This window comes from Candidatus Eisenbacteria bacterium (assembly GCA_016930695.1).
In the GTDB taxonomy this organism is placed as follows: domain Bacteria; phylum Orphanbacterota; class Orphanbacteria; order Orphanbacterales; family Orphanbacteraceae; genus JAFGGD01.
The window spans coordinates 212,860-235,324 of the sequence record JAFGGD010000030.1; the positions used below are offsets into that span (position 1 = coordinate 212,860).

21 protein-coding genes are annotated in these 22,465 nt (G+C 67.0%); all 21 read left to right on the forward strand.

Annotation, left to right across the window (positions count from 1 at the left end; translation table 11 throughout):
- Positions 1 to 70: 70 nt before the first annotated feature.
- On the forward strand, positions 71 to 1,930 hold the full coding sequence (locus tag JW958_06460) for a tetratricopeptide repeat protein (protein ID MBN1825892.1): 1,860 nt from the start codon (positions 71 to 73) through the stop codon (positions 1,928 to 1,930).
- On the forward strand, positions 1,927 to 2,718 hold the full coding sequence (locus JW958_06465) for a hypothetical protein (GenBank protein ID MBN1825893.1): 792 nt from the start codon (positions 1,927 to 1,929) through the stop codon (positions 2,716 to 2,718). The genes JW958_06460 and JW958_06465 overlap by 4 nt, the downstream gene beginning before the upstream one ends.
- Before the next feature lie 104 nt (positions 2,719 to 2,822).
- On the forward strand, positions 2,823 to 3,443 hold the full coding sequence (locus JW958_06470) for a sigma-70 family RNA polymerase sigma factor (GenBank protein MBN1825894.1): 621 nt from the start codon (positions 2,823 to 2,825) through the stop codon (positions 3,441 to 3,443).
- A 26-nt stretch (positions 3,444 to 3,469) separates the two neighbouring features.
- Positions 3,470 to 4,129, forward strand: a complete 660-nt coding sequence (locus tag JW958_06475; protein MBN1825895.1) for a zf-HC2 domain-containing protein — start codon at positions 3,470 to 3,472, stop codon at positions 4,127 to 4,129.
- A 54-nt stretch (positions 4,130 to 4,183) separates the two neighbouring features.
- Positions 4,184 to 5,224 (forward strand): DUF4837 family protein, encoded by a 1,041-nt coding sequence (locus JW958_06480; protein ID MBN1825896.1) that lies wholly within the window; start codon positions 4,184 to 4,186, stop codon positions 5,222 to 5,224.
- Positions 5,221 to 6,333, forward strand: coding sequence for a 3-dehydroquinate synthase (gene aroB, locus JW958_06485; protein MBN1825897.1), 1,113 nt, complete (start codon positions 5,221 to 5,223; stop codon positions 6,331 to 6,333). The genes JW958_06480 and aroB overlap by 4 nt, the downstream gene beginning before the upstream one ends.
- A gap of 18 nt (positions 6,334 to 6,351) precedes the next feature.
- The gene (locus JW958_06490; GenBank protein ID MBN1825898.1) at positions 6,352 to 6,918 is read left to right on the forward strand and encodes a tetratricopeptide repeat protein; all 567 of its coding nucleotides are present in this window, start codon (positions 6,352 to 6,354) and stop codon (positions 6,916 to 6,918) included.
- Positions 6,919 to 6,933: 15 nt separating this feature from the next.
- Positions 6,934 to 7,398 (forward strand): 3-dehydroquinate dehydratase, encoded by a 465-nt coding sequence (locus tag JW958_06495; GenBank protein ID MBN1825899.1) that lies wholly within the window; start codon positions 6,934 to 6,936, stop codon positions 7,396 to 7,398.
- Positions 7,395 to 7,958 (forward strand): elongation factor P, encoded by a 564-nt coding sequence (gene efp, locus JW958_06500; protein ID MBN1825900.1) that lies wholly within the window; start codon positions 7,395 to 7,397, stop codon positions 7,956 to 7,958. Before JW958_06495 ends, efp begins: the two co-directional genes overlap by 4 nt.
- 13 nt (positions 7,959 to 7,971) lie before the next feature.
- A complete protein-coding gene (gene accB / locus JW958_06505) occupies positions 7,972 to 8,436 on the forward strand; it encodes an acetyl-CoA carboxylase biotin carboxyl carrier protein (protein MBN1825901.1) in 465 nt (154 codons plus the stop codon).
- A 42-nt stretch (positions 8,437 to 8,478) separates the two neighbouring features.
- The gene (locus JW958_06510) at positions 8,479 to 9,633 is read left to right on the forward strand and encodes a type IV pilus twitching motility protein PilT (protein MBN1825902.1); all 1,155 of its coding nucleotides are present in this window, start codon (positions 8,479 to 8,481) and stop codon (positions 9,631 to 9,633) included.
- A gap of 42 nt (positions 9,634 to 9,675) precedes the next feature.
- Positions 9,676 to 11,046, forward strand: a complete 1,371-nt coding sequence (gene accC / locus JW958_06515) for an acetyl-CoA carboxylase biotin carboxylase subunit (protein MBN1825903.1) — start codon at positions 9,676 to 9,678, stop codon at positions 11,044 to 11,046.
- On the forward strand, positions 11,043 to 11,762 hold the full coding sequence (locus JW958_06520; GenBank protein MBN1825904.1) for a 2-phosphosulfolactate phosphatase: 720 nt from the start codon (positions 11,043 to 11,045) through the stop codon (positions 11,760 to 11,762). The genes accC and JW958_06520 overlap by 4 nt, the downstream gene beginning before the upstream one ends.
- Before the next feature lie 53 nt (positions 11,763 to 11,815).
- Positions 11,816 to 12,439, forward strand: a complete 624-nt coding sequence (thiE, locus tag JW958_06525; GenBank protein ID MBN1825905.1) for a thiamine phosphate synthase — start codon at positions 11,816 to 11,818, stop codon at positions 12,437 to 12,439.
- The gene (locus JW958_06530; GenBank protein ID MBN1825906.1) at positions 12,440 to 14,863 is read left to right on the forward strand and encodes a DNA translocase FtsK 4TM domain-containing protein; all 2,424 of its coding nucleotides are present in this window, start codon (positions 12,440 to 12,442) and stop codon (positions 14,861 to 14,863) included.
- Between the two features lie 4 nt (positions 14,864 to 14,867).
- A complete protein-coding gene (locus JW958_06535) occupies positions 14,868 to 15,053 on the forward strand; it encodes a hypothetical protein (GenBank protein ID MBN1825907.1) in 186 nt (61 codons plus the stop codon).
- A gap of 14 nt (positions 15,054 to 15,067) precedes the next feature.
- Positions 15,068 to 16,402: a 30S ribosomal protein S12 methylthiotransferase RimO gene (rimO, locus tag JW958_06540; protein MBN1825908.1), complete on the forward strand. Its 1,335-nt coding sequence runs from the start codon at positions 15,068 to 15,070 to the stop codon at positions 16,400 to 16,402.
- 1 nt (position 16,403) lies between these two features.
- Complete coding sequence (gene polA / locus JW958_06545; protein ID MBN1825909.1) at positions 16,404 to 19,094, forward strand: DNA polymerase I; 2,691 nt, start codon at positions 16,404 to 16,406, stop codon at positions 19,092 to 19,094.
- A complete protein-coding gene (locus JW958_06550) occupies positions 19,091 to 19,717 on the forward strand; it encodes a dephospho-CoA kinase (GenBank protein ID MBN1825910.1) in 627 nt (208 codons plus the stop codon). Before polA ends, JW958_06550 begins: the two co-directional genes overlap by 4 nt.
- A 113-nt stretch (positions 19,718 to 19,830) precedes the next feature.
- Complete coding sequence (prfB, locus tag JW958_06555) at positions 19,831 to 20,859, forward strand: peptide chain release factor 2 (GenBank protein MBN1825911.1); 1,029 nt, start codon at positions 19,831 to 19,833, stop codon at positions 20,857 to 20,859.
- Between the two features lie 196 nt (positions 20,860 to 21,055).
- The gene (gene lysS / locus JW958_06560) at positions 21,056 to 22,465 is read left to right on the forward strand and encodes a lysine--tRNA ligase (protein MBN1825912.1); all 1,410 of its coding nucleotides are present in this window, start codon (positions 21,056 to 21,058) and stop codon (positions 22,463 to 22,465) included.

Consider the following 22,465-nt stretch of genomic DNA (forward strand, 5'->3'; position numbering starts at 1 on the left):
TGTAACCGATCGGGGAAACCACGTCAATCCAACTTCTTTCAGCGCCTTGCCCGCCGGGGGTTCCCCTGGTATGGTGCGATCGAAGGGGAGGGATCCTTTCCCCCGAACCATCGACCACACCCCGGCGGTGCGGACGGAGATCCCGCGCCGAACCGGGGAACCGCGGGCGCTTTCGGTGGTGAACCCTGTAAAGAGAAAGGCCGTTCCTTTGACGCTCACCCGCACGATCCTCTTCCCGGTTCTTCTGGTCGCCGCGGGCGCCGCCCCGGCGCCGTCCGGCGCTTGGGAAGATCCGCCCGCCCCGGAACACACGGTATTCGAGGAGGGAGAGAGCGGCGACACGAGCGCCGGCACCTATGGTCTCTACCTCGAGGGCCTCCTCCACGAGGAGCGGGGGGAGATCGTGGAGGCGGCGCGCGCCTTCGAGGAGGTGATCCGACTCGATCCCTCCGCCGCGGACGCCCACGGGCGCCTCGCTTCGATCTATCTGGAGCGGAACGAACCGCTGCGCGCCCTCCCGCACGCCGAAGCGGCCGTGCGCGGCGATCCGGATTCGGAGGACTACCTCACCCTTCTCGCCCGCTCCTATTTAGCCGCCGGCCGGGGGCCGGAGGCGATCGAGCGTTTTAAGGAATTGCTCGGTGGAGAGGTGGACCAAGGGGCGGCGCACTACCTCCTCTCCATGCTCTATGGGAGCGGGGGGGACGAAGCGCGAGCCCACGCCGAGCTGGAAAAGGCGGTGGAGGCGGCTCCGGAACACCCCTTCTACCGCTTCCGGCTCGGCGAGTCCTTCCGCGCCCGGGGAGAGTTGGACCGCGCCGAGGAGGCTTACCGCAGCGCCCTCGAGAGAGCCGGCAACGACCGGCCGATCCTTCAATCGCTCGGTTCGATGTACAAGGAGGAGGAACGGTGGGAAGAGGCGGCGGAGGTCTTCGAAGAACTCGCCGCGAAGGGTTACCGCCCGATGGAGACCGGTTTCCACCTCGTCGGGATTTATCTCCAGCTCCGTCGGCCCGAAGACGCGCTCCGGCACGCCCTCTTCCTCCGCGAGATGGACCCGCAGAACGATCGGCTCCGCTCCGAGACGGCCGACCTTCTCGCCGTTCTCGGCAGGGACGACGAGGCGCTCGAGCAGTACCGCCTTCTCTGGAAATCGAACCCGGAGGAGTACCGCTACGCCCGCCGGATCGCCGAGATCCACATCCGCCAAGAAGACTACCCGCAGGCGGAGTCGGTTCTCCGCCGGGTGCTCGCCGAGAAGGACGGCCTCTCTTGGGTGTGGACCCAGCTCTCCTACGTTCTCTTCCGAACCGACCGGGGAGAGGAGTCGGTCGCCCTGATCGAACGCGCCTCGACGCGCCTCCCCGAGGACGCGAACATCCAATTCCTCCTCGCCAACGCCTATCTGGACGAGGGACGAGGGACCGAGGCGCTCCAACGCTTCGACCGCGCCTTGGAGCTGGGGATGGTCACCGGCGATCTCCTCTTCCGGAAGGGTGTTCTGGAGAACGAACTGGGACGGACGGAGGACGCGATGCGCACCCTCCGCCGCCTGATCGACGTGGACCCCAACCACGCTTCCGGTCTCAACTATCTCGGCTACATGCTCGCCGACAAGGGTCTCCTTCTGGAACAGGCGGAGATGCTGATCCACCGCGCTCTTCAGATCGACCCGCAGAGCCCCTATTTCCGGGACAGCCTCGGATGGGTCTACTACCGGCAGGGCCGTTTCGAGGAGGCGGCGCGGGAGTTGGAGTGGGCCGTCCGCGGTCTCCCCGAAGACCGGGTCATCCTCGAACATCTGGCCGACGCATATGCCGGCGCGGGGAGAAGCGAGGAAGCGAAAGAGATCTACCGCCGGCTCCTCGGAGGCGCCCCCTCCGACGAAAACCTGCGGGAGAAGCTGAAGAGACTGGGAGAAACGCCGTGAAGCGCGCGGCTTCCGCCGCCCTCCTGGCTGCCCTGCTCCTCACGGCCGGCTGCGCCCCGCCCGCCCGTGACGCGGCCCCCGTCGCCCGGGACGGCGCCGCAACCGAGAAGCTCCTGGAACGCCTCCGGGAGCGGATCGAGGCGGTCCGATCCTTCCGATGCGAAGGAACGATGCTTCTCGAGACGGAGACGGAGAAGCACTTCATCCATTTCCAGGCACGGTACAGGCGTCCCGACCGGCTTCGCGTCGATCTGGACGTCGGCGGTCCCCTCGGCCTCGGCAGCGGCAGGCTGACCGTGGCGGAGAGGGGAGACACGCTGGAGGCGCTCCTGCCGGACGAGGAGTTCCCCCGCCGCGGATTGATCGGCGACCCCTCCTTCGCCTTCCTCGATGAGACCGGTCTCGGCTTCGGCGACGCCGCCTATCTCATCGCCCCCTTCACCGGGAGGCCCGACCTCTTCACGCCGCACCGACTCCTCGCTTCGGCAAGGGACGGGCGGACCGGCGCGGAACGCCTCGTCCTCCAGAGGGACGACGGCAACCGGGAGGTGCTGATCGCCGACCCGGCGGCGGGCCGACTTCTGGAGCGGCGCGTCACGCGGCCCGGAGGAGAGGTGCTCCTGATCTGCTTCTACGGCGACGAGAAGGGCGGGGGGGACCCCTTCCCGGAAGAGACGGAGTGCCGCATACCCCGGAAGAGGACGATCCTCCGTACGCGCTACGGTTCGACCACCCTCAATCCGGACCTGCCGGACCGGATCTTCCGGGCCGATCACCTCCTCCCCTGAGGAGGACCGGGCGGGCGGTTCCTCTTGCGGCCGCCCTCCGGGTTCCTTACGATGCGATGGATCGTCGCCGGGGCGGCCGCGCTTCCGCGACGCGGGGAGAGGCCATGACCGGCAGGGGATCCACATCGGAGCCGCGCGTCACCGACGAAGAGCTGATGCTCCTCTACCAGCAGGGGGAGGAGGACGCCTTCACCGAGCTGGTGCATCGCTATAAGAACAAGATCGTCAGCACCGCCTACCGCGTGGTGGGGGACTACGCCAAAGCGGAGGACGTGGCCCAGGAGACCTTCCTGCGGGTCCACCGGAACGCCGCCCGCTACCGCTCCATCGCCCGCTTCTCCACCTGGATCTACACCATCGCCCTCAACGTGGCCCGGAACGAACTCCGCAACACCAAGAGAAAGCGCCTCGTCTCACTGGACGGTTTCGGCGCCGCCACCGACTCCGACCAGGGGACCTACGATATCCCGGACGAGTCTTCGCGACCGGACGATGACGCCTCCGACCGGGAGCTGAACGAGATCATTCACCGGACCTTGAAACGCCTCCCCGTCCGCTACCGAACCGTCCTGGTCCTCCGGGACGTGCAGGAACTGACCTACGAAGAAATCGCCGAAATCCTTAAGGTTCCGAAAGGTACGGTAAAATCGCGAATGAACCGGGCGAGGCAAAAATTTAAGGAACTCGTGGAGCCCATCCTGGGTGAAACGTTCGGCACTGGATAGGAAGGAACCACCGGACGAGTGTGAAAATGAGAGACTGCAAGAAAGCAAAACAGCGTTTTTCCGAGTATTTCGACGAAATACTTGAAGGAGATTCTAAGAGGGATCTGGAGCGGCATCTGGACGCATGCCCGGAATGCCGGAAGGCCTGGAACTCCTATCGAAGCCTCTACCGGCAGGTACGGAACCTCCCGCCGGTCGAGGTTTCCGGAGATTTCGAGGCCCGGCTCCGCGCGAGAATCCGCCGCGAGGAGGCGCCCCGGCGCGCCTGGTGGCAGGACCTCTCCCGCATGCCGCTTCCCCTCCCCGTCGGCGCCGCAGCCCTTCTTCTGGTGGCGGTCTTCTCGTACACCCGCTTGGCCGACCGGCCGGCGCCACCGATGGGGGAGAACGCGCCGGGCGCGCTGGTCGCGGACACGGCCCACACCCGCGAGAATACTCTCCCCAGTTTTCTCCCCGGGGGGATCGGCTCAGGCAACGTCGGCATGAGCACGGTCTCCGGCGGCGAGATGGGCCCCCCTCATCCGGTCCGTTTTCGCCCCACTCCCGCGGGCCGGCAGGTGGACTGGAACGGAGACCCGATCATGGGACCCGACTACTCGCACCCCGCGAATCCCCACGCCGAAGGGGCGCCGACCGATTCCCACGACACCCGCGGATCGGTTGACACCGGGCGCGCCCGAGGGTAACGTAGCCGGCGTACCGTTTCCGTTTCGTCCATCGGCACTGCAAGGAGGTAGGCGGTGTTCCCTTCCGCCCGCGCCCGGTTCCTCCTCATTCCTCTCGCCCTTCTTCTCCTCCTCTCCGGATGTGAAGGACTTCTCCCCGCGGTCGGATCCTACGCGGAGATCTACGTGGTGACCGAACGGGAGCCGAGCGAGGAAATTCTCCGCCCGCTCCGGCGGGAGTTGGAAGTCGAGTTCGAGACGGTCCAGATGGAGACGCTCTTCCAGATCATTCCGCTCACATCTTCCGGGTTCAAGGAAATCGACACGCGAAAGAACTTCCTCCTCTTGGTCGACCTCTCCGGCGACGAGAATCTGCTTCGGGAGGCGCGCCGGCTGATCGGCGGCGAGGAAGTGAACCGGATCCGGCGAAGCGGCGGCGCCGCTCTCCGTTTCGTCGAAAACGCCTGGGCCAGGCAACAGGCGCACGCCATTCTCTTCTCTCCCAGCCGGGAGCGGCTCCCCTTCGTGGTGGAGCAGTACGGCTCCCGGATCCGGGACGGCTTCTTACAGCTGAACCGAAAACGGATCCTGGAGTATCTCCTTTTCCGCGGGGAAAAGCGCACCCTCGAAAGAAAGCTCTTCGACGCCTTCGGCTGGTGGATCCGGATCCCCGCCCCCTTCACGCCGGACGTTTCCCTCCTCGGGGAGCGCTTTTTCTCGATGAAGATGGACCGGCCGGGGCGGATGCTGTTCGTCTCTTGGCGGGACGGCGTCGAGTCGCTGCCGACGGAGGAGGAGCTGATCGCCCTCCGGGACTCGCTCACCTGGAAACACTACGACGAGGACTTCGCGGAACCGGACTACAACCACACCTCCCGCGGCTCTTTCCAGGGGCACGAAGCGGTGCGTATCCGCGGGCTCTGGCAGAACGAAAAATACACCATCGGCGGTCCCTTCCGATCCATCGCCTTCCGGGACGAGAAGAAGAACCGGCTCTACTTCCTCGATTACGCGGTCTACGCCCCCGGTTACGACAAGAAGTATTACCTCTGGGAACTCGAGGCTGTGGTGGAGACCTTCGACACCAAGCCGCCGCCCGAGCCGGAGGACTCTTGAGAACCGTCCGGGTCCGTCTGGGAGAGCGCTCCTATCCCGTGCGGATCGGGGCGGGACTTTTAGATGAGGCGGGGAGGGCGCTCCGGGACGCAGGCCTGGAAGGCCCGGTGCTCCTTCTTTCCGATGCGCGCGTGGACGGACTGTACGGGGACCGTCTCCGCCGCTCCCTGCGGGCGGCCCGCCTTGCGCCGCGCACTCTTCTCGTTCGGTCGGGGGAGAGGAGCAAGACCCCCCGGACGGCGAGTCGGATCTGGGGCGCGCTCGCCCGCGAGGAGGGGAATCGCAGCCGAACGATCGTGGCGCTCGGCGGCGGGATCCTCATCGATCTGGCCGGCTTTGTCGCCGCCCTTTGGAGGCGCGGCATTCCTTGGGCGACGATCCCGACCACCCTCCTCGCCCAAGCGGACGCCTCGGTGGGGGGAAAGACCGCCGTCAACCTCCCGGAGGGGAAGAACCTGGTCGGCGTTTTCCACCAGCCCCGGGCGGTCCTGATCGACCCGGACATGCTCGCCACGCTCCCGGCGCGCGATTTCCGCGCCGGTTTCGGCGAGGTGATCAAGACCGCCGTCGCCGCCGATCGCGGCCTCTTCGCGATCCTCGAGCGGGACGCGGAGAGTCTTCTCGGGCGCGACCCGGAAGCGCTCGCGCGGGTGTTGGAGCGCTCGGTCCGGCGGAAAGCGGAACGTGTCACCGCGGACGAGAGGGACCGCACGGGCGTCCGGGCGGCGCTCAACCTGGGTCACACCTTCGCCCACGCGCTGGAGACGGGGGGAGGGTATCGTTACCGGCACGGCGAGGCGGTCGCCCTCGGTCTGGTCGCCGCCACCGCTCTTTCCGCCCGGCTCGGGCTCCTCGCGGAAGAGGAGCGCCGGAGAGTCGTTCTTCTCATCCGGCGGTTCGGGCTCCCGACCGGGGGGGTTCCCCTCGATCCCGGCATACTCCTCCCCCTGACCCGGCGGGACAAGAAGCGGGTCGGGAACCGCGTAGGATTCGTATTGACAAAGAGTATCGGCTTTGCTACCTTCCCGCAGTCGGTGGCGGACTCCCCGGTTTTGCGCGCCTTCCGGGAGATCTGCTCATCTCCCCGGGTCGACGAATCCGGAAACTGATACCGGAGGGATTCCTCGATGAATCGGGCGCCCGATACCGGGGACCGAACGATCGGTCATTTCCTACGGGAGGAACTCGATAGAGACCCCGCCTCCCTCGCTTTCGTCGGTCTGGCCCATCTCTGCATCCGGGATGGGCGGACGGACGAAGCGATCCGTCTCTGCCGGGCCGGACTCGCGCACCATCCGAATCACTCCACGGGACACCTGCTCCTCGCGATCGCCCTCGAGAAGGGGGACGCGGAGGAGGAGGCGATTCAGGAGTTTCAGGAGGTCGTGCAGCTCGATCCGGGGAACCGGATCGCCGCGCGCAGACTGGCCGAAGCGGAACACCGCAGGAGCCTGGAGGAGAAGGAGAAGCGGCGCGAGGAGAACCGGGCGGACGGGGAACCTCCTGCGGAGGGGACGGCGGAGAGCGTGGAGGAGATCGCCTTCTTCACCTTCTCCATGGCGGAGGTTTTCGAGCAGCAGGGATTCTTCGAGAAGGCGCTCCTGATCTACGACCGCGTACTCCGCCTCCAGCCGGATCGGCCGGACGTCCAAGAGAGGATCGAGCGGCTGAAGAGAAAGCTGAGCGCGGCCTGAGGGGCGGCCGGGACGATGGGTGGTAAGCGCGTCGCCAGAATCGTCGTCCTGCACGGACCGGATCTCGACAAGCTCGGGACCCGTGAGCCGGAGTGGTACGGCCGGAAAACGCTCGAAGAGATCGATGAAGAGATCCGGTCGCTCGTCGTCGCGCTTGGATACGAAGCCGAGATCCATCAGACCAACCGGGAAGAGGAGATGGTGCGTCTCCTCCGAGACCGGGGAGCGGGAAGCGCGGGCGTGGTCCTGAACGCGGGCGCCTGGACCCACTCGAGCGTCGCGGTGCGGGAAGCGGTCGCCTCGCTGGACGCCCGGGTGGTGGAAGTTCACATGAGCAACGTTTACGCCCGGGAGCCGTTCCGGAGGCAATCGATGATCGAGGATCTCGTGGTCGGAAAGATCCTGGGTTTCGGCGGAGAGAGCTATCTGCTCGCGGTGCGGGCTTTAGACGCTCTCGCCAAAAAGGATGAGGGAAAATGATCGGTGCGATGGACCTGAGGTCGGGAAACGTGATCCGACTGGAAGGCGCTCTCTGGACGATCTTGGAGCGCCAACACGTCAAGCCGGGGAAGGGGGGCGCCTTCGTCCGGATCAAGCTGCGCGACGCCGTGAGCGGTTCCGTGGTGGACCGGACTTTCCGGGCGGGTGAGAAGTTCGACGACGTCCGTCTCGAGCGGACGCCGATGCAGTTCCTATACGAAGCGGGCGGTGAGTACTTCTTCATGAACGCGGAGACCTACGACCAATTGGGTTTCTCCGCGGAGTTCCTCGGCAAAGGGGTACAGTACCTCAAAGAGGGAATCACCATCGACGTGATGATGAACGACGGGAAGGCGATCAATTATGAACTCCCCACCTTCGTGGTCCTGCGGATAGAACGGACCGATCCGGGCGTCCGGGGCGACACCGCCTCGGGCGGAACGAAACCGGCCACGCTGGAATCCGGGGCCGTGGTGCAGGTGCCCCTCTTCATCGAGGAGGGGGAAATGATCAAGGTGGACACCCGCACCGGCTCCTACGTGGAGCGGGTCTCGTCGTAGGAAGGAGCGCGACGTGCGAAGCGATGAACTGCGAAAGCTGATCCGGATCGTGGAGGAAAGCGAGATCGAGGAGATCGAGATCCACGACTATCCCTGGGGGAAGAGGGTGCGCATCGCCAAGAAGGTCGCCGGCGCGGTCCATCCCGCGGTGATCCACGGCGGGGCTTCCCCGTCCGCCGCTCCGCTCCCTTCCGCCGCCGCGGGCGGCGCGGTTTCGGAAGAAGTGGACGTCTCCAACCTGACTCCGGTGCCGGCCCCCATGGTGGGCACTTTCTACTCCGCGCCGGCTCCCGACGCCGAACCGTACGTGAAGCTCGGCGACCTGGTGCACAAGGGCCAGACCGTCTGCATCGTCGAGGCGATGAAACTGATGAACGAGATCCAGTCCGAATCGGACGGGCGGATCGCGAAGATTCTCGTGGAGAACGGGCAACCCGTCGAGTACGGACAACCGCTGTTCCTGCTCTCCCCGGCCTAGCGTTTCCGTCCGGCCCCGCCGGGCGATGGGAGGTGCGTGTTGATCGAAATCCGATCCCTCCTGAACGAGATGGTTCGCCTGCGGGCGTCGGACCTTCACATCAAGGTGGATGCGCCGCCGACCTACCGGATCGACGGCGAGCTGAAGCGGACCGACCTCCCGCCCCTGGGGCCGGAGGATCTGTTGATGATGGCGGACCAGGTGCTCACCTCGCACCAGAAGGACATTCTGGAGCGGGACCTTCAAGTCGATTTCGCCATCAACATTCCGGACGTGGCCCGTTTTCGGGCGAACTTCCACACCCAGCGCGGCACGCTCGCCATGACCTTCCGGTGGGTCCCCTTCGAGATCCCGTCGCTGGATCAGCTGAACCTGCCGCCGGTGCTGGGCGACATTGCCGGAAAGCCCCGGGGCCTGGTCCTGCTGACCGGCACGGTGGGGAGCGGCAAGTCGACGACCCTGGCGGCCATGATCGACCGGATCAACCGGACCCGGAACGCCAAGGTGATCACCATCGAGGATCCGATCGAGTTCGTGCACACCGATCGAAAGGGGCTGGTGATCCAGCGCGAGGTGGGGGACGACACGCACAGCTACCGCGACGCGCTGAAACACGTCCTCCGACAGGACCCGAACGTGATCCTGATCGGCGAGATCCGGGACATGGAGACCATGGGCGTGGCGCTGACGGCGGCCAACACGGGCCATCTGGTGTTCAGCACCCTCCACACCATCGACGCGATGCAGACCATCAACCGGGTGATCTCCTTCTTCCCGCCCCACCAGCACAAGGAGATCCGGTTCCTGCTCGCCTCCTGCCTCCAGTCCATCGTTTCCCTCCGCCTGATCCGCCGCGCCGACAAGGTGGGCCGGGTCCCGGCGACGGAGGTTCTGGTCGCCACGGCCACGATCCGCGACTACATTTTAGATCAGGAGAAAACCACGCTGATCCGCTCGGCCATGCAGGACGGATTCACCGAATACGGCATGCAGACCTTCGATCAGTCGCTGATGAAGCTGTTCAAGGAAAACGCCATCTCCTTCGAGGACGCGCTCCGGCACTCTTCCAATCCGAACGAATTCGAGCTGCGGGTGCGCGGGATCGAGGCGACATCGGACAAGAGCTGGGACTATTTCGAGGGGAGGTCGGCCGCCCCCCCGGAGGAGGAGGGGGAGGACCTGAAGCTGGAGCCCTGATCCGGTGGTCCGCCCCGCCCGAACAGGAAAGGAGGGCCTTCCATGTTCCGGAAGGTCTTGGTTGCCAATCGAGGAGAGATCGCCTTGCGCGTGATCCGCGCGTGCCAGGAACTGGGCATCGAGACGGTGGCGGTCTACTCCGAAGCCGATCAGGATTCCCTTCACGTCCGCTTCGCCGATGAGGACGTTTGCGTCGGCCCCACGCCGGCTTCGCAGAGCTACCTGAATATCCCGCGCATCATCGCCGCCGCGGAGATCAGCGGCGTGGACGCGATCCATCCGGGTTACGGCTTCCTCGCCGAGAGCCCCCGTTTCGCCGAGATCGCCGAGTCCTGCGGCATCCGCTTCATCGGGCCCCCGGCGGAGGTGATTCGCCGGATGGGGAACAAGTCGGCGGCCCGCCGCACCATGATCGAAGCGGGGGTGCCCGTCATCCCCGGCAGTGAAGGGCTCATCGAATCCGACACCGAAGCGCTCCGGATCGCCCGCGAACTCGGCTACCCGATCCTGATCAAACCCGCCTCCGGCGGAGGGGGGAAGGGGATGCGCATCGTCTGGGACGATCGTTCCCTCGCCGAGGCGATCCCCTTCGCCCGCGCCGAGGCGGAGAAGGCCTTCGACGACCCCGGCCTCTACATGGAGAAGCTGGTGCAGGGGGCGAAGCACATCGAGATCCAGGTGCTCGCCGACGATTACGGCGCGGCGATCCACCTGGGCGAAAGAGACTGCTCCATCCAGCGCCGCCACCAGAAGCTGATCGAGGAGTCCCCCTGCCCGGTGCTGGACCAAGAGACACGCGAGGCGATGGGGCGGGCGGCGGTGCGGGCGGTCCACCATGTGGGCTACCGCGGCGCCGGCACCATCGAGTTTCTCCTCGACGGCGAGGGGAGGTTCTACTTCATGGAGATGAACACGCGGATACAGGTGGAGCACCCGGTGACCGAGGAGGTGACCGGCATCGACCTGGTGAAGACCCAGATTCTCGTCGCGGCCGGCGAGCCTCTCCCTTACCGGCAGGAGGACGTGGTTCTCACCGGCCACGCCATCGAATGCCGGATCAACGCGGAGGACCCGGAGCGCGGGTTCGCCCCGTCCCCCGGCGTCGTCCGCACCTTCCACTCGCCGGGCGGGCCCGGGATCCGCGTCGACTCGCACGCCCACGTCGGCTACGAGGTGCTCCCTCACTACGATTCCCTCCTCGGCAAGGTGATCGCCCGCGGCGGCTGCCGCGACGAGGCGATCGCGCGCATGCGCCGCGCCCTGAACGAGTGCGTGATCGAGGGCGTAAAGACCACGATTCCTTTCCAACTGGAGATTCTCGACCACCCCCGTTTCCGGGAAGGGACCCACGATGTGGCCTTCCTGGAGAACCGCGAGAACGATGAGGAGAAGCGGGAGAGCCGCGCTGTATGAGCGAAGACGCGATCCGTTTGGATCTGCACTTCACCCCCCTCGAAATGGGGGACAAGACGGTGAAGGGGAAACGGGCGGTCGTGGTGGACGTGCTCCGTTTCTGCACCACCGTCGCCTGCGCCTTGCAGGCCGGGGCGGAGAGGATCATCCCGGTCGCCTCCACCGACGACGTGGCCCGGCTGATGGGAAGCCTGGATCGGAAGGAGACGCTCCTCTGCGGGAAGCGCCTCGACGGCTACCAGCTGAGCAACTCGCCGGAGGAATACACGCCGGAGACGGTGGGAGGGAAAACGCTCCTGATGAGCACCAACAACGGTCCCGCTTCGGTGGCCCGGTGCGACGGAGCGAAGGAGATCCTGCTCGCCTCGCTGGTGAACCTGGGCGCTCTGGTGGAGCGCGTCGCCCGGGAGGACGATTGGATCGTCATCTGCGCCGGGCGGAACGGCCGTTTCGCCCTGGAGGACGCGCTCTGCGCCGGCGCCTTGGTGAGCGGCATTCGAAACCGCGGCCTCCCGCTGGACGCGAATGACGCCGGCCGGAGCGCCGAGTTCCTCTTCCGCAGCGCCGGCGGCGACCTCCCCGCGATCCTGAGAGGGACCGAGGCGGGAAAGGCGCTCGCGGAGCAAGGTTTCGAGAGAGACGTGGAACTCTGCTCCCGAATCGACACGGTCCCCATCGTGCCGGTCGTTCAAGACGGCCGGATACTGAAGCCCTGAAGAACCCCGCGCGGCCGGAACCGTCCCCGCCCCGGGGGAAATCGGAACCCACCGTGGACTGGACGCTCCTCGTCATCGTGGACGGCTCTTTCGTTCCCCCGGAAATGCTCGATGAACGCATCGCGGCGGTGGCGCGCGGAGGCGCCACCTGGCTGCAGATCCGCGTGAAAGGGCTTGTCACCGGCGATTGGATCCGCTACGTTCGCGAAGCGGGCCGGGCGGCGCGCGCCGCCGGGCTCCCCTTTCTGGTCAACGACAGGGCGGACGTGGCCGCCCTCGTCGGCGCACGCGGCGTTCACGTCGGACGGGACGATCTTCCCGTCCGGGATGCGCGCCGCTTCCTCGGTCCCGAGGCGATCGTCGGCGCCACCGTGCGGGACGCCGAAGCCGCCCGCCGGGCCGAGCGGGAGGGGGCGTCCTATCTCGGCGTGGGCCCCCAGTTCCGAACGGACACGAAGCCGGAGTTGACCCCACTACCGACCGATAGGATCCGCGAGATCCGAGAGGCGACCGCTCTGCCTCTGGTGGGGATCGGCGGGGTCGACGCAGGCCGGGCTTCGGAAACGGCGGCCCGCGGGATGGATGGCATGGCGGTGGTCTCCGCCGTCTGGGGCGCCCCGGACCCGGAGGAGGCGGCCCGTCGTTTGGTCGAGGAGTTTCACGGGGGAAAAGTGTAGGTGGCAAGGAACGGCGGCAAGAGCGGCGGCCGGCCCGCGACGGCCGACCGCGAACGGAAGATCCTCGGCGTTCTCCTCGTCTCGCTCGGCCTTTTGGTCGCCATCGGCCTCGTGCAGCACCGGGGAGGCGACGGGGGGGACCTCCGACGCTTCAACCGGGCCATCTCATGCGCCCTCATCGGTTTCCTCGGATTCGGCGCCTGGCTCGTTCCCGTCGCTTTTCTCCGTCTCGGCTGGAACCGCCTCACCGCCGGATCGCTCCGATCGCTTCTCAGGCACCTCGTCCTCTTTCTCAGTCTGTTGATCACCTTCGCCCTTCTGGTCTTCTCCGCCGGCAGGCTCTTCTTTCACGTCTCCGCGGAGAAGCTCGCCGAGGTGGGCGGGGGACTGGGGTCGGCGCTCTTCGGATTCACCGACCGCATGTTCGGCGCCCTCGGCTCCACGCTGATCGGCGTCACCTTCCTCCTCGTCGTACTGATCGCGCTTTACGACATCAGCGTTCCCCGTCCCTCGGCGCCGGCCGGCTCCAGCGTCCTTCGCCGGATCCCGGGCGGGATCCTGCGACTCCTGCGGAGCGTCGGCGGCGCGCTGGCGGCGCGCTTCCACGAGGGTCGCGCATGGATCGCGCGGCACCGCGAAGCCGCCCGGGCCGAGAGGGAGGCGGCCCGCACCGAGAAAGAGGCGATACGCGCCGCGGAGGAAGCCGTCCTCGACGCGGAGGAGGAGTCGGTCGCCGAAGAGGAATGGGCGGACGAGGAGGGGATGGAGGAGGAGGAAGAGGAGGGGGACGAGGAGGAGGAAGAACCGGAAGGGGAAACGGCGGAGGAAGAAGGCGGGGAAGAAGGGGATGCGCCGCCGATCGTGCGCGCCGAGAAGCCGCGGACGGTGAAGAACGCGGTGCCGAAGAAGCGCCGCGCCGCCCGCGGAGAGAAGGAATACCTCTTCCCGCCGATCGGTTTCCTCGGCGACCCTCCCGTGGAGGAGCCGACGGTGGCGGAAGCCTATCTCCGCGACCAATCCGCCCGCCTCGAGGAAGTGCTCAAGGACTTCGGCGTCCGGGCGCGGGTGACGGAGGTCCACCCCGGGCCGGTGATCACCCGTTTCGAGCTGGAGCCCGCGCCGGGCGTGAAGGTGCAGCAGATCGCCGGGCTCGCCGACGATCTCGCCCTGGCGCTCCGCGCCAAACGGATCCGTATCGTCGCGCCGATTCCCGGAAAGGGAGCGGTGGGAGTCGAAATCCCGAACCCGAAGACGCGAACGGTTTATCTCAAAGAGATTCTGACCTCAGTGGAATACGCCGAGAGATCGAGCACCCTCACGGTGGCCCTCGGGAAGGACATCGGCGGGCGCCCCTTCTGCGTCAGTCTGGAAGAGATGCCCCACCTGCTGATCGCCGGCGCCACCGGCGCGGGGAAAAGCGTCTGCATCCACGTGATCCTGACCAGCCTTCTCTACGGCGCCGCCCCGGAAGAGGTGCACCTGGTCCTGATCGACCCGAAGATGCTCGAGATGGCCGTATACAACGGGATCCCCCACCTGCTGACGCCGGTGGTGACCGACGCGAAGGAGGCCGCGCGGGTGCTCCGCTGGGCGGTCTTCGAGATGGAGCGGCGCTACAAGCTGCTCGCCCGGGTGGGGGTACGGAACATCCTCGAGTACAACCGGCAGCTCCCGCGGCTTCGCGAGAGCCAGGAGATCAAGGACGAGGGGATCGTGTTGGAGCCGCTCGCCTACCTGGTGGTGGTGATCGACGAGTTCGCCGACCTGATCCTGACGGCGCCGAACGAGATCGAGGACTCCGTGGCGCGGCTCGCGCAGATGGCGCGCGCCGTCGGTATCCATCTGGTTCTGGCGACGCAGCGCCCCTCGGTGAACGTGATCACCGGCGTGATCAAGGCGAATTTCCCCTCGCGAATCGCGTTCCAGGTCGCCTCCAAGATCGATTCCCGCACTATCATCGACGCCAACGGCGCCGAGAAGCTCCTCGGCCGCGGAGACATGCTCTTCGTCTTCAGCGGCCGCCCGGAGGTGAGCCGGATCCACGGCGCCTTCATCACCACCGAGGAGACCACCGAGATCGTCACATTCCTCAAGGAGCAGGGGTACCAACCGAAGGACAAGCGGACGGTGCTCCTCGACGAGGAGGGGGGCGAGTCGGGCGGCGGCCTGGAGATAGACCGGGAGGACGAGTTCTTCGACGAGGCGGCGCGCATCGTGATCCGTTCCGGCCAGGGCTCGGTCTCGCTCCTGCAGAGGCGCCTCCGGGTCGGCTACTCCCGGGCGGCGCGCCTGGTGGATCTCCTGGAAGACGCCGGCGTGGTCGGCCCCTTCGAGGGCTCCAAGGCGCGGGAGGTGCTTGTCGACGAGGAGTGGCTCCGGGCGCGGGAAGGAGCGGACGCCGAGCCGGCGGAGACGGGCGAGTAGGGCGGTGCGCGCCGGCGCGGTCCTCCTCGACGCCGGCGTCGCGTTCTTCTTCTGCCTCCGGTCGATCCCCGGCGCCGCCGAAGCGCTCCGTTTCCCGAAAGAGAGCCACGCCGGTTTTCGGCCGCTCGCTCACGCCATCCGGACCCACCGCCGCGGCGCTTTCCTCCCCCTTCCGGCCGTGCTATCTTGATCGAGGGAAAATCGATGCGCGAACCGAACAAGAACAAGGTTTATATCCTAACCCTCGGCTGTCCCAAGAACGACGTGGACAGCGAGGCGATGGCGGGCATTCTGGCGCGGGAGGGGCTGGAGGCGACGGACGACCCGGAGCGGGCCGACCTGATCGTGGTGAACACCTGCACCTTCATCGACGAAGCGAAGGAGGAATCCATCGAGGCGATCCTCGACGCGGGCGCCGCGAAGGGGGGACGCAAACTGCTCGTCACCGGCTGCATGGCCGAGCGCTACGGCGCCGAGCTGATGCGGGAGATGCCGGAGATCGACGGCGTGATCGGGGTCCGTTCTCTCCACCTCGTCGGCGTCGAAGCGCGGCGCCTTCTCGAAGGGGAGGACGGCGGCGATACCGAGCGCGCCCTCCCCGCTCCCGACCCGGACCGGATCGGTGAGGGACGGATCCCCCTCGGCGCGAAGCACACCGCCTACCTGAAGATCGCCGAGGGGTGCGGGCGAACCTGCACCTTCTGCTCCATCCCTTCTTTTCGGGGAACACGACTGGAGAGCCGCCCGGCGGAGTCCCTGGAGCGGGAGGCGCGGGCCCTGGCGGCCCGTGGCGCCCGGGAGTTGGTCCTCGTCGCGCAGGAGACCACCGCGTGGGGACGGGACCTGGGGGAGCCGGCCGGTCTCGCCGGGCTGATCGACCGCCTCGCCGAGGTCCGTGAGGTCCGCTGGATCCGCGTTCTCTACGGCCATCCCGAAACGGTGGACGATCTCCTCCTCGACCGCCTCGCCTCCGGCGCCGCCTGCCGCTATCTGGACGTGCCGATCCAGCACGTCTCCGACAGGATGCTCCGCCTCATGGGACGGGGGATGACGGGGGACGACCTCCGGAGGAAGATCGCGCGCATCCGGGAGCGCGCGCCCGAGATCACCCTCCGAAGCGAAATCATGGTCGGCTTCCCGGGCGAGAGCGAGGCGGATTTTTTTGAGCTACGAAATTATATCGCCGAAACGGCTTTCGATCGGCTCGGCGTCTTCCGCTTTTCCCCCCAGGAGGGAACCGCGGCGACGCGCCTCCCCGATCCGGTCCCCGAAGAGACCGCCCGCGAGCGGCACCAGGAGCTGGTCACACTGCAGGAGGAGATCCTGGAGGAGCGGGGGCGCCGCCTCGTCGGCGCGCGCCTCGATGTGATGGTGGACGGCGGCGACGAGGACGGCCTCTGGGCGCGGAGCGAGGCGGACGCGCCGGACATCGACGGCGCGGTGTTGATTCCCGGGGAGAGCGCGCCGGCGGGGACCTTCCTCGAGGTGGAGATCACCGAAGCGGGGGGGGCCCTCCTCGTGGCGCGAAGGAGACGATGACATGGCCAAACGGCTTCTGCTCGTGGACGGGTCCGCCCTGATCTTTCGCTCCTACTACGCTTTCATCCGCAACCCGCTCCGCACCTCCCGGGGGGAGGAGACGAGCGTCGCCTTCGGCGTGGCGAACACCCTCCTCAAGTTGCTGCGGGAGAAGAAACCGGACTATGTCGCTTTCGTGATCGACACGGGGAAACCCACCTTCCGGCACGAAATCTATCCCGAGTACAAGGCGAACCGCGCCGCCGCGCCGCCGGAGCTGATCGAGCAGATCCCCCGGGCGATCGAGCTGGTGGAAGCTCTCTCCGTGCCGGTCCTCTCCGGCGAGGGTTTCGAGGCGGACGACCTGATCGGCACCCTCGCCCTCCGCGCCGCCGAAGCGGGAATCGAAGCGGAGATCTATTCGGGTGACAAGGATTTTCTCCAGCTCGTCCGCCCCGGCGTGTCGGTGACCGTCCCGAGCAAGGACGAGGACCGATCCGTCGCCGACGACGCGGCGGTGGAGGACCGCTCCGGCGTGCCGGCGCGGCTCATCGTCGATCTGATGGCCCTCTCCGGCGACACGAGCGACAACGTCCCCGGCGTCCCCGGCGTGGGTCCCAAAACCGCGGCGAAGCTCCTCATCGCTCACGGCTCTCTGGAAACGATCCTGGAACACCCGGAACGGATCCCGGGGAAGCTGGGTGAGAAGATTCGCGCCCACCTGGACGATGTCCGCCTCTCCCGGGAGTTGGTGACGATCCGCACCGACGCGCCGGTCGGCGCGGCGCTGGAGGATCTGGAGCGTCGCGAGATCGACGCGAGCCGCGCGGCGCCCCTCTTTCGCGAGTTCGAGTTCCACCGCCTGCTCGACGAGATCGGCTCGCCACCCGAGGAGCGGTCGACCCGCTACGCCCTGGCGGCGGACCGGGAGGATCTGGAGCGGATCGCGGAATCGCTTCGCGGGGCGGGGCGCTTCGCCTTCGACACGGAAACCACGTCCGTGGAGCCGATGCGCGCGGAGCTGGTCGGCATCTCGCTCGCCCGACACGCCGGCGAGGCGTGGTACGTGCCGGTGCGCCATGCCGGAGAGGGGAACATCCCGCTCGAAACGGTCCGGGAGATCCTCGGTCCGCTCCTCGCCGACGCCTCCCTCCCCAAGACGGCGCAAAACGCCAAATACGACGCCATCGTTCTGGAGAAGGAAGGCATGCCGGTGAAGGGGATCGCCTTCGATCCCATGATCGCCTCCTACCTTCTCGACCCGGGGCAGAGGCAGCACGGCCTGGACCACCTCGCCCTTATTCAGTTGAATCACAAAATGATTCCCATCGACCGGGTGATCGGCTCCGGCCGCGCTCAGACCACCATGGACCGGGTGACGGCGGAGGAGGCCCGGGACTACGCCTGCGAGGACGCCGACTTCGCGCTCCGTCTCGCCGAGCGTTTCGGGCCGATGTTGGAGGAGACGGGGCTGACCACCCTCTTTCGGGACGTGGAGATTCCCCTGTCGGACGTGCTCCGGCGGATGGAGATGACCGGCGTGGCGTTGGACGTTCCCTTTTTGGAGGGAATGGGGAGGGAGATGGCGGAGGAGATCGCCGGCATGGAAGAAGCGATCCACCGCCTCGCGGGCGAGCCCTTCAACCTGAACTCGCCGAAGCAGCTCCAGAAGATTCTCTTCGAGAAGCTCGGCCTGAAACCGGTGAAGAAAACCAAAACGGGGTTCAGCACCGACACGGAGGTGCTGCAGGAGCTGGCGCCGATGCACCCGCTCCCCGCGAAGCTGCTCGAGTACCGCCAGGTGGAGAAGCTGCGGAGCACGTACGTGGACGCCCTTCCCAAGATGGTTCACCCGGAAACGGGGCGGATCCACACCAGTTTCAATCAGACCGTTACCGCCACGGGACGGCTCTCCTCGTCGGACCCGAACCTGCAGAACATCCCGATCCGCACCGCCCCGGGCCGCAAGATCCGGCGCGCATTCATCGCCGGCGGTTCGGACCGAATCATTTTGTCACTCGACTATTCTCAGATCGAACTCCGCATCCTGGCGCACTTCTCCGGGGACGAGGCGCTGATCCGCGATTTCCGGGAGGGAACGGACATCCACCGGCGCACCGCGGCGACCCTCTTCGGCCTGGACGAGTCGGAGGTGAGCGGCGAGATGCGCTCCCGCGCCAAGGCGGTCAACTTCGGGATCCTCTACGGCATGGGCGCCTTCGGGCTGGCGACTCGACTCGGCATCGGTCGCGGCGAGGCGCAGGACTTCATCGACGATTACTTCCGCGCCTACCCGTTGGTGAAGGGGTGGCTGGAGCGGACCGTCGCGGAGGCGCGGGAACGCGGCTGGGTGGAGACGATCCTCGGGCGTCGCCGAAACCTGCCCGATATGAACGACCGGAACGCGCGGATCCGCGCCTTCGCCGAGCGGACGGCGGTGAACACGCCGATTCAGGGCTCGGCGGCGGACCTGATCAAGCTCGCCATGATCGAGATCGACCGGGCGCTCTTGCGGAAGAAGATGGAGACTCGTATGATTCTGCAGGTTCATGACGAGTTGGTTTTCGAGGCGCCCGACGGGGAGCGGGAGGAGGCGACGGGCCTCGCCCGCCGGATCATGGAAAGCCGAATGGAACTCCTGGTCCCGCTGACGGTGGACGCGGGGGCGGGGCGGAACTGGCTCGAGGCGCACGGCATGGAGGGAGCTTCGTGATCGTCGCCGTCACCGGCAACACCGGCGCCGGCAAAACGTCGGTGGCGGAACTCTTCGCCCTCTGGGGAAAGGGCCGCCGCATCGACGCGGACCGGATCGGCCGAGAGGTCTGGGAGGAGGACGAGGCGGTGCGCCGGAGGATCGCCGGCGCGCTCGGCCCGGAGGTGACCGGCCCCGACGGCGAGGTGGACCGATTCCTCCTCGGCCGCGCCGTCTTCGGCGACGGGGAGAAGCGGCTCGCCTTCGATCGAATCGTGCAGCCCCTCCTCCGGGAGCGGATCATCGCCGAGATCGAGAAGGCCCGCGGCGGCGAAGAGCGTCTCGTCGTCCTGGACGCGGCGTTTCTCTTCGAGTGGAGTCTCCAAGAGCGCGTGGACCGAATCGTGACGGTGATCGCCCGCCAGGAGACGCGCGCGCGGCGCGTGGCGGAGCGGCATCGAGTTTCCCTCGAAGAGGCGATCCGCCGCGTGGAGAGCCAGGAGAGCGAATCGTCCAAAGCGGCGAAGGCGGACTTCGTCATCGAGAACAACGGCGACCGGAGTGAGCTGGAGTGGAAGGCCCGTCGCGTCTGGGACGCCATCGCGCCGGGCCCCTCCCGCTGCGCCCGGCGCGACGCGGAATAGAGGAGGTTCGACGATGTGGGATCCCAAGGAAGTGAAGCAGACCATCGAAGCGAGCCGGCGGCGGATCGACGAGCTCGAGGGGTACCTTTGACGTCGCCGGACGAAAGAAACGGATCTCCGAATGCGAAGAGAGGATGAGCGCCCCCGATTTCTGGGACGACCGGAACCGGGCGGGCGAGACGACCCGAGCCCTTTCCGCGGACAAGCGGGTGGTGGAGGAGTTCGGCCGGCTCCGAACGGCGCAGGAAGACGCCAAGGTTCTCCTGGACATGGCCCTGGAGGGCGGCGAAGACCCCGAGCTGGAGCATGAACTGAAGGAGCAACTCGAGCGGCTCGCCGAGCTGATTCATCAATCGGAGCTGAAAAGCCTGCTCAGCTCGCCCGAGGACCCGGGGAACGCGATCCTCACCATCCACCCCGGCGCCGGCGGCACCGAGTCTCAGGACTGGGCGGAGATGCTGCTGCGCATGTACCAGCGCTGGGCGGAGGCGCGCGGCTTCCAGCGATCCCTTCTCGACCTGCTCGCGGGGGACGAGGCGGGGATCAAGAGCGTCACGCTCGAGATCCGCGGTCCCTACGCGTATGGATTATTGAAAGCCGAATCGGGGGTGCACCGGCTCGTCCGGATCAGCCCCTTCGACGCGGCCCATCGCCGCCACACCAGCTTCGCCAGCGTTTTCGTCTATCCCGAGCCCGAAGAGATCGAGGACGTGGAGATCCAGGAGAGCGAGATCCGGATCGACACCTTCCGGGCGAGCGGCGCGGGCGGGCAACACGTGAACAAGACCGACTCGGCGGTGCGGATCACCCACATCCCCACGGGAATCACCGTCTCCTGCCAGAGCGAACGCTCCCAGCACCGCAACCGGGCGAACGCCCTCAAGGTGCTTCAAGCGCGCCTGATGGCGCTCAAGATCGAGGAAGAGGACAAAAAGCGGGCGGAGCAGGAGGAGGGGAAGAAGGACATCGCCTGGGGAAACCAAATCCGCAGCTACGTGTTCCAGCCCTATACGCTGGTGAAAGACCACCGGACCGGCGAAGAGAGCGGGAACGTGCAGGCGGTGATGGACGGCGGGATCGACCGGTTCATCGACGCGTTCCTCCGCCTCCGGTCGGGCGGCGGGGGCGGCAAAAAGGGCTAGGCCGCGCCGTGTCCCGCCCCGCTTGACGCGAGGGGGGCGGTGCCCCTAAGGTGAGGCCGTTCCCGGCGGGGGGACGCGCGGCGCGTCCGCATATCCCCCCGCCGTCGCGCGACACCCCGGGAAAGAGGAGAGGGCCTTGTCCGAGGAGAAGAGTCTGTTCCGGGTCCGGTTGGAGAAGCTGCAAGCCCTCCGGGAGATGGGGATCGATCCCTACCCGGCTCGTTTCGACAGGGACAGGACCGCGGTGGAGATCCGCGATCGCTTCGACGAGTTCGCCGAGGCGGGAACGCCTGTTTCGCCCGCGGGACGGATCATGACGATCCGGCGGATGGGGAAGGCGTGCTTCGCCCATCTCCGGGACAGGACCGGGACGATCCAGCTCTACCTCCGCCGCGACAACGTCGGCGAGGAGGCGTACAACGCCTGGAAACGCCTCGAGCCGGGAGACTGGGTCGGGGCGACCGGCGCCCCTTTTCGAACCAAGACGGGCGAGATGTCGATCGACGTCTCCTCTTTCACGGTGCTCTCCAAATCGCTCCTCCCCCTTCCGGAGAAGTGGCACGGCCTCACCAACAAAGAGATCCGCTACCGCCGCCGCTACCTCGACCTGATCGCCAACCCCGAGGTGGTGGAGGTGTTCCGCAAGCGGGCGGCGCTGATCCGCCGGACCAGGCGCTTCCTCGACGAGCGCGGCTTCCTGGAGGTGGAGACGCCGGCGTTGCAGCCGATCTACGGCGGCGCTTCGGCGCGCCCCTTCACGACCCACCATAACGCTTTGGACATGAAGCTCTATCTCCGCATCGCCGACGAGCTTTACCTGAAACGTCTCATCGTCGGTGGCCTGGAGAAGGTTTACGAGATCGCCAAGGATTTTCGGAACGAAGGGATCGACCGGACCCACAACCCGGAGTTCACGCAGCTCGAGTTGTACGAGGCGTTCCGGGACTACAACGACATGATGGCTTTGGTGGAGGATCTGCTCCGCGAGTTGGCGCTGGAACTGTGCGGCACCACCCGGATCGTTTACGGCGGAAAGGAAGCGGACCTGGGCCGTCCCTGGCGGCGCCTCTCCTTCGTGGACGCCCTGTCGGAAAGGCTCGGCCGGCCGGCGCTGGAGACGGACGAGGCGGAGCTGCGCCGCGCCCTCGCCCGGAGCGGCGTGGAGATCCCGGAGGACGCCAGCGTGGGCGGCCTGATGGACAAGCTCTTCGAGACCTGGATCGAGCCGGGCCTCGAGGAGCCCACTTTCGTCATCGACCACCCGAAGGCGATCTCGCCGCTCGCCAAGGAACGCCCCGACCGTCCCGGCGTGGTGGAGCGCTTCGAGCCCTTCCTCTTCGGCATCGAGATCGGCAACGCCTTTTCCGAGCTGAACGATCCGGTGGAACAGCGCCGCCGTTTCGAGGGACAGAAACGGCTCGCCGGAGTCGAGGGGGAGGAGGCGCAGCAGATGGACGAGGACTTCCTCCGCGCCGTGGAGCACGGCATGCCTCCCACCGGCGGGCTCGGCCTCGGCATCGACCGGATCGCCATGATCCTGACCGATCAACCCTCGATCCGCGACGTGCTCCTCTTCCCGCAGCTCCGCCCCGAAGTCCCGGAATGA

Excerpts from the sequence above, each read along its gene's own strand:
- JW958_06460 (MBN1825892.1), top strand. The coding sequence starts at position 71 with ATGGTGCGATCGAAGGGGAGGGATCCTTTCCCCCGAACCATCGACCAC.
- JW958_06470 (MBN1825894.1), top strand. The coding sequence starts at position 2,823 with ATGACCGGCAGGGGATCCACATCGGAGCCGCGCGTCACCGACGAAGAG.
- JW958_06475 (MBN1825895.1), top strand. The coding sequence starts at position 3,470 with ATGAGAGACTGCAAGAAAGCAAAACAGCGTTTTTCCGAGTATTTCGAC.
- JW958_06490 (MBN1825898.1), top strand. The coding sequence starts at position 6,352 with ATGAATCGGGCGCCCGATACCGGGGACCGAACGATCGGTCATTTCCTA.
- JW958_06495 (MBN1825899.1), top strand. The coding sequence starts at position 6,934 with ATGGGTGGTAAGCGCGTCGCCAGAATCGTCGTCCTGCACGGACCGGAT.
- efp (MBN1825900.1), top strand. The coding sequence starts at position 7,395 with ATGATCGGTGCGATGGACCTGAGGTCGGGAAACGTGATCCGACTGGAA.
- accC (MBN1825903.1), top strand. The coding sequence starts at position 9,676 with ATGTTCCGGAAGGTCTTGGTTGCCAATCGAGGAGAGATCGCCTTGCGC.
- JW958_06520 (MBN1825904.1), top strand. The coding sequence starts at position 11,043 with ATGAGCGAAGACGCGATCCGTTTGGATCTGCACTTCACCCCCCTCGAA.
- rimO (MBN1825908.1), top strand. The coding sequence starts at position 15,068 with ATGCGCGAACCGAACAAGAACAAGGTTTATATCCTAACCCTCGGCTGT.
- polA (MBN1825909.1), top strand. The coding sequence starts at position 16,404 with ATGGCCAAACGGCTTCTGCTCGTGGACGGGTCCGCCCTGATCTTTCGC.
- lysS (MBN1825912.1), top strand. The coding sequence starts at position 21,056 with ATGGGGATCGATCCCTACCCGGCTCGTTTCGACAGGGACAGGACCGCG.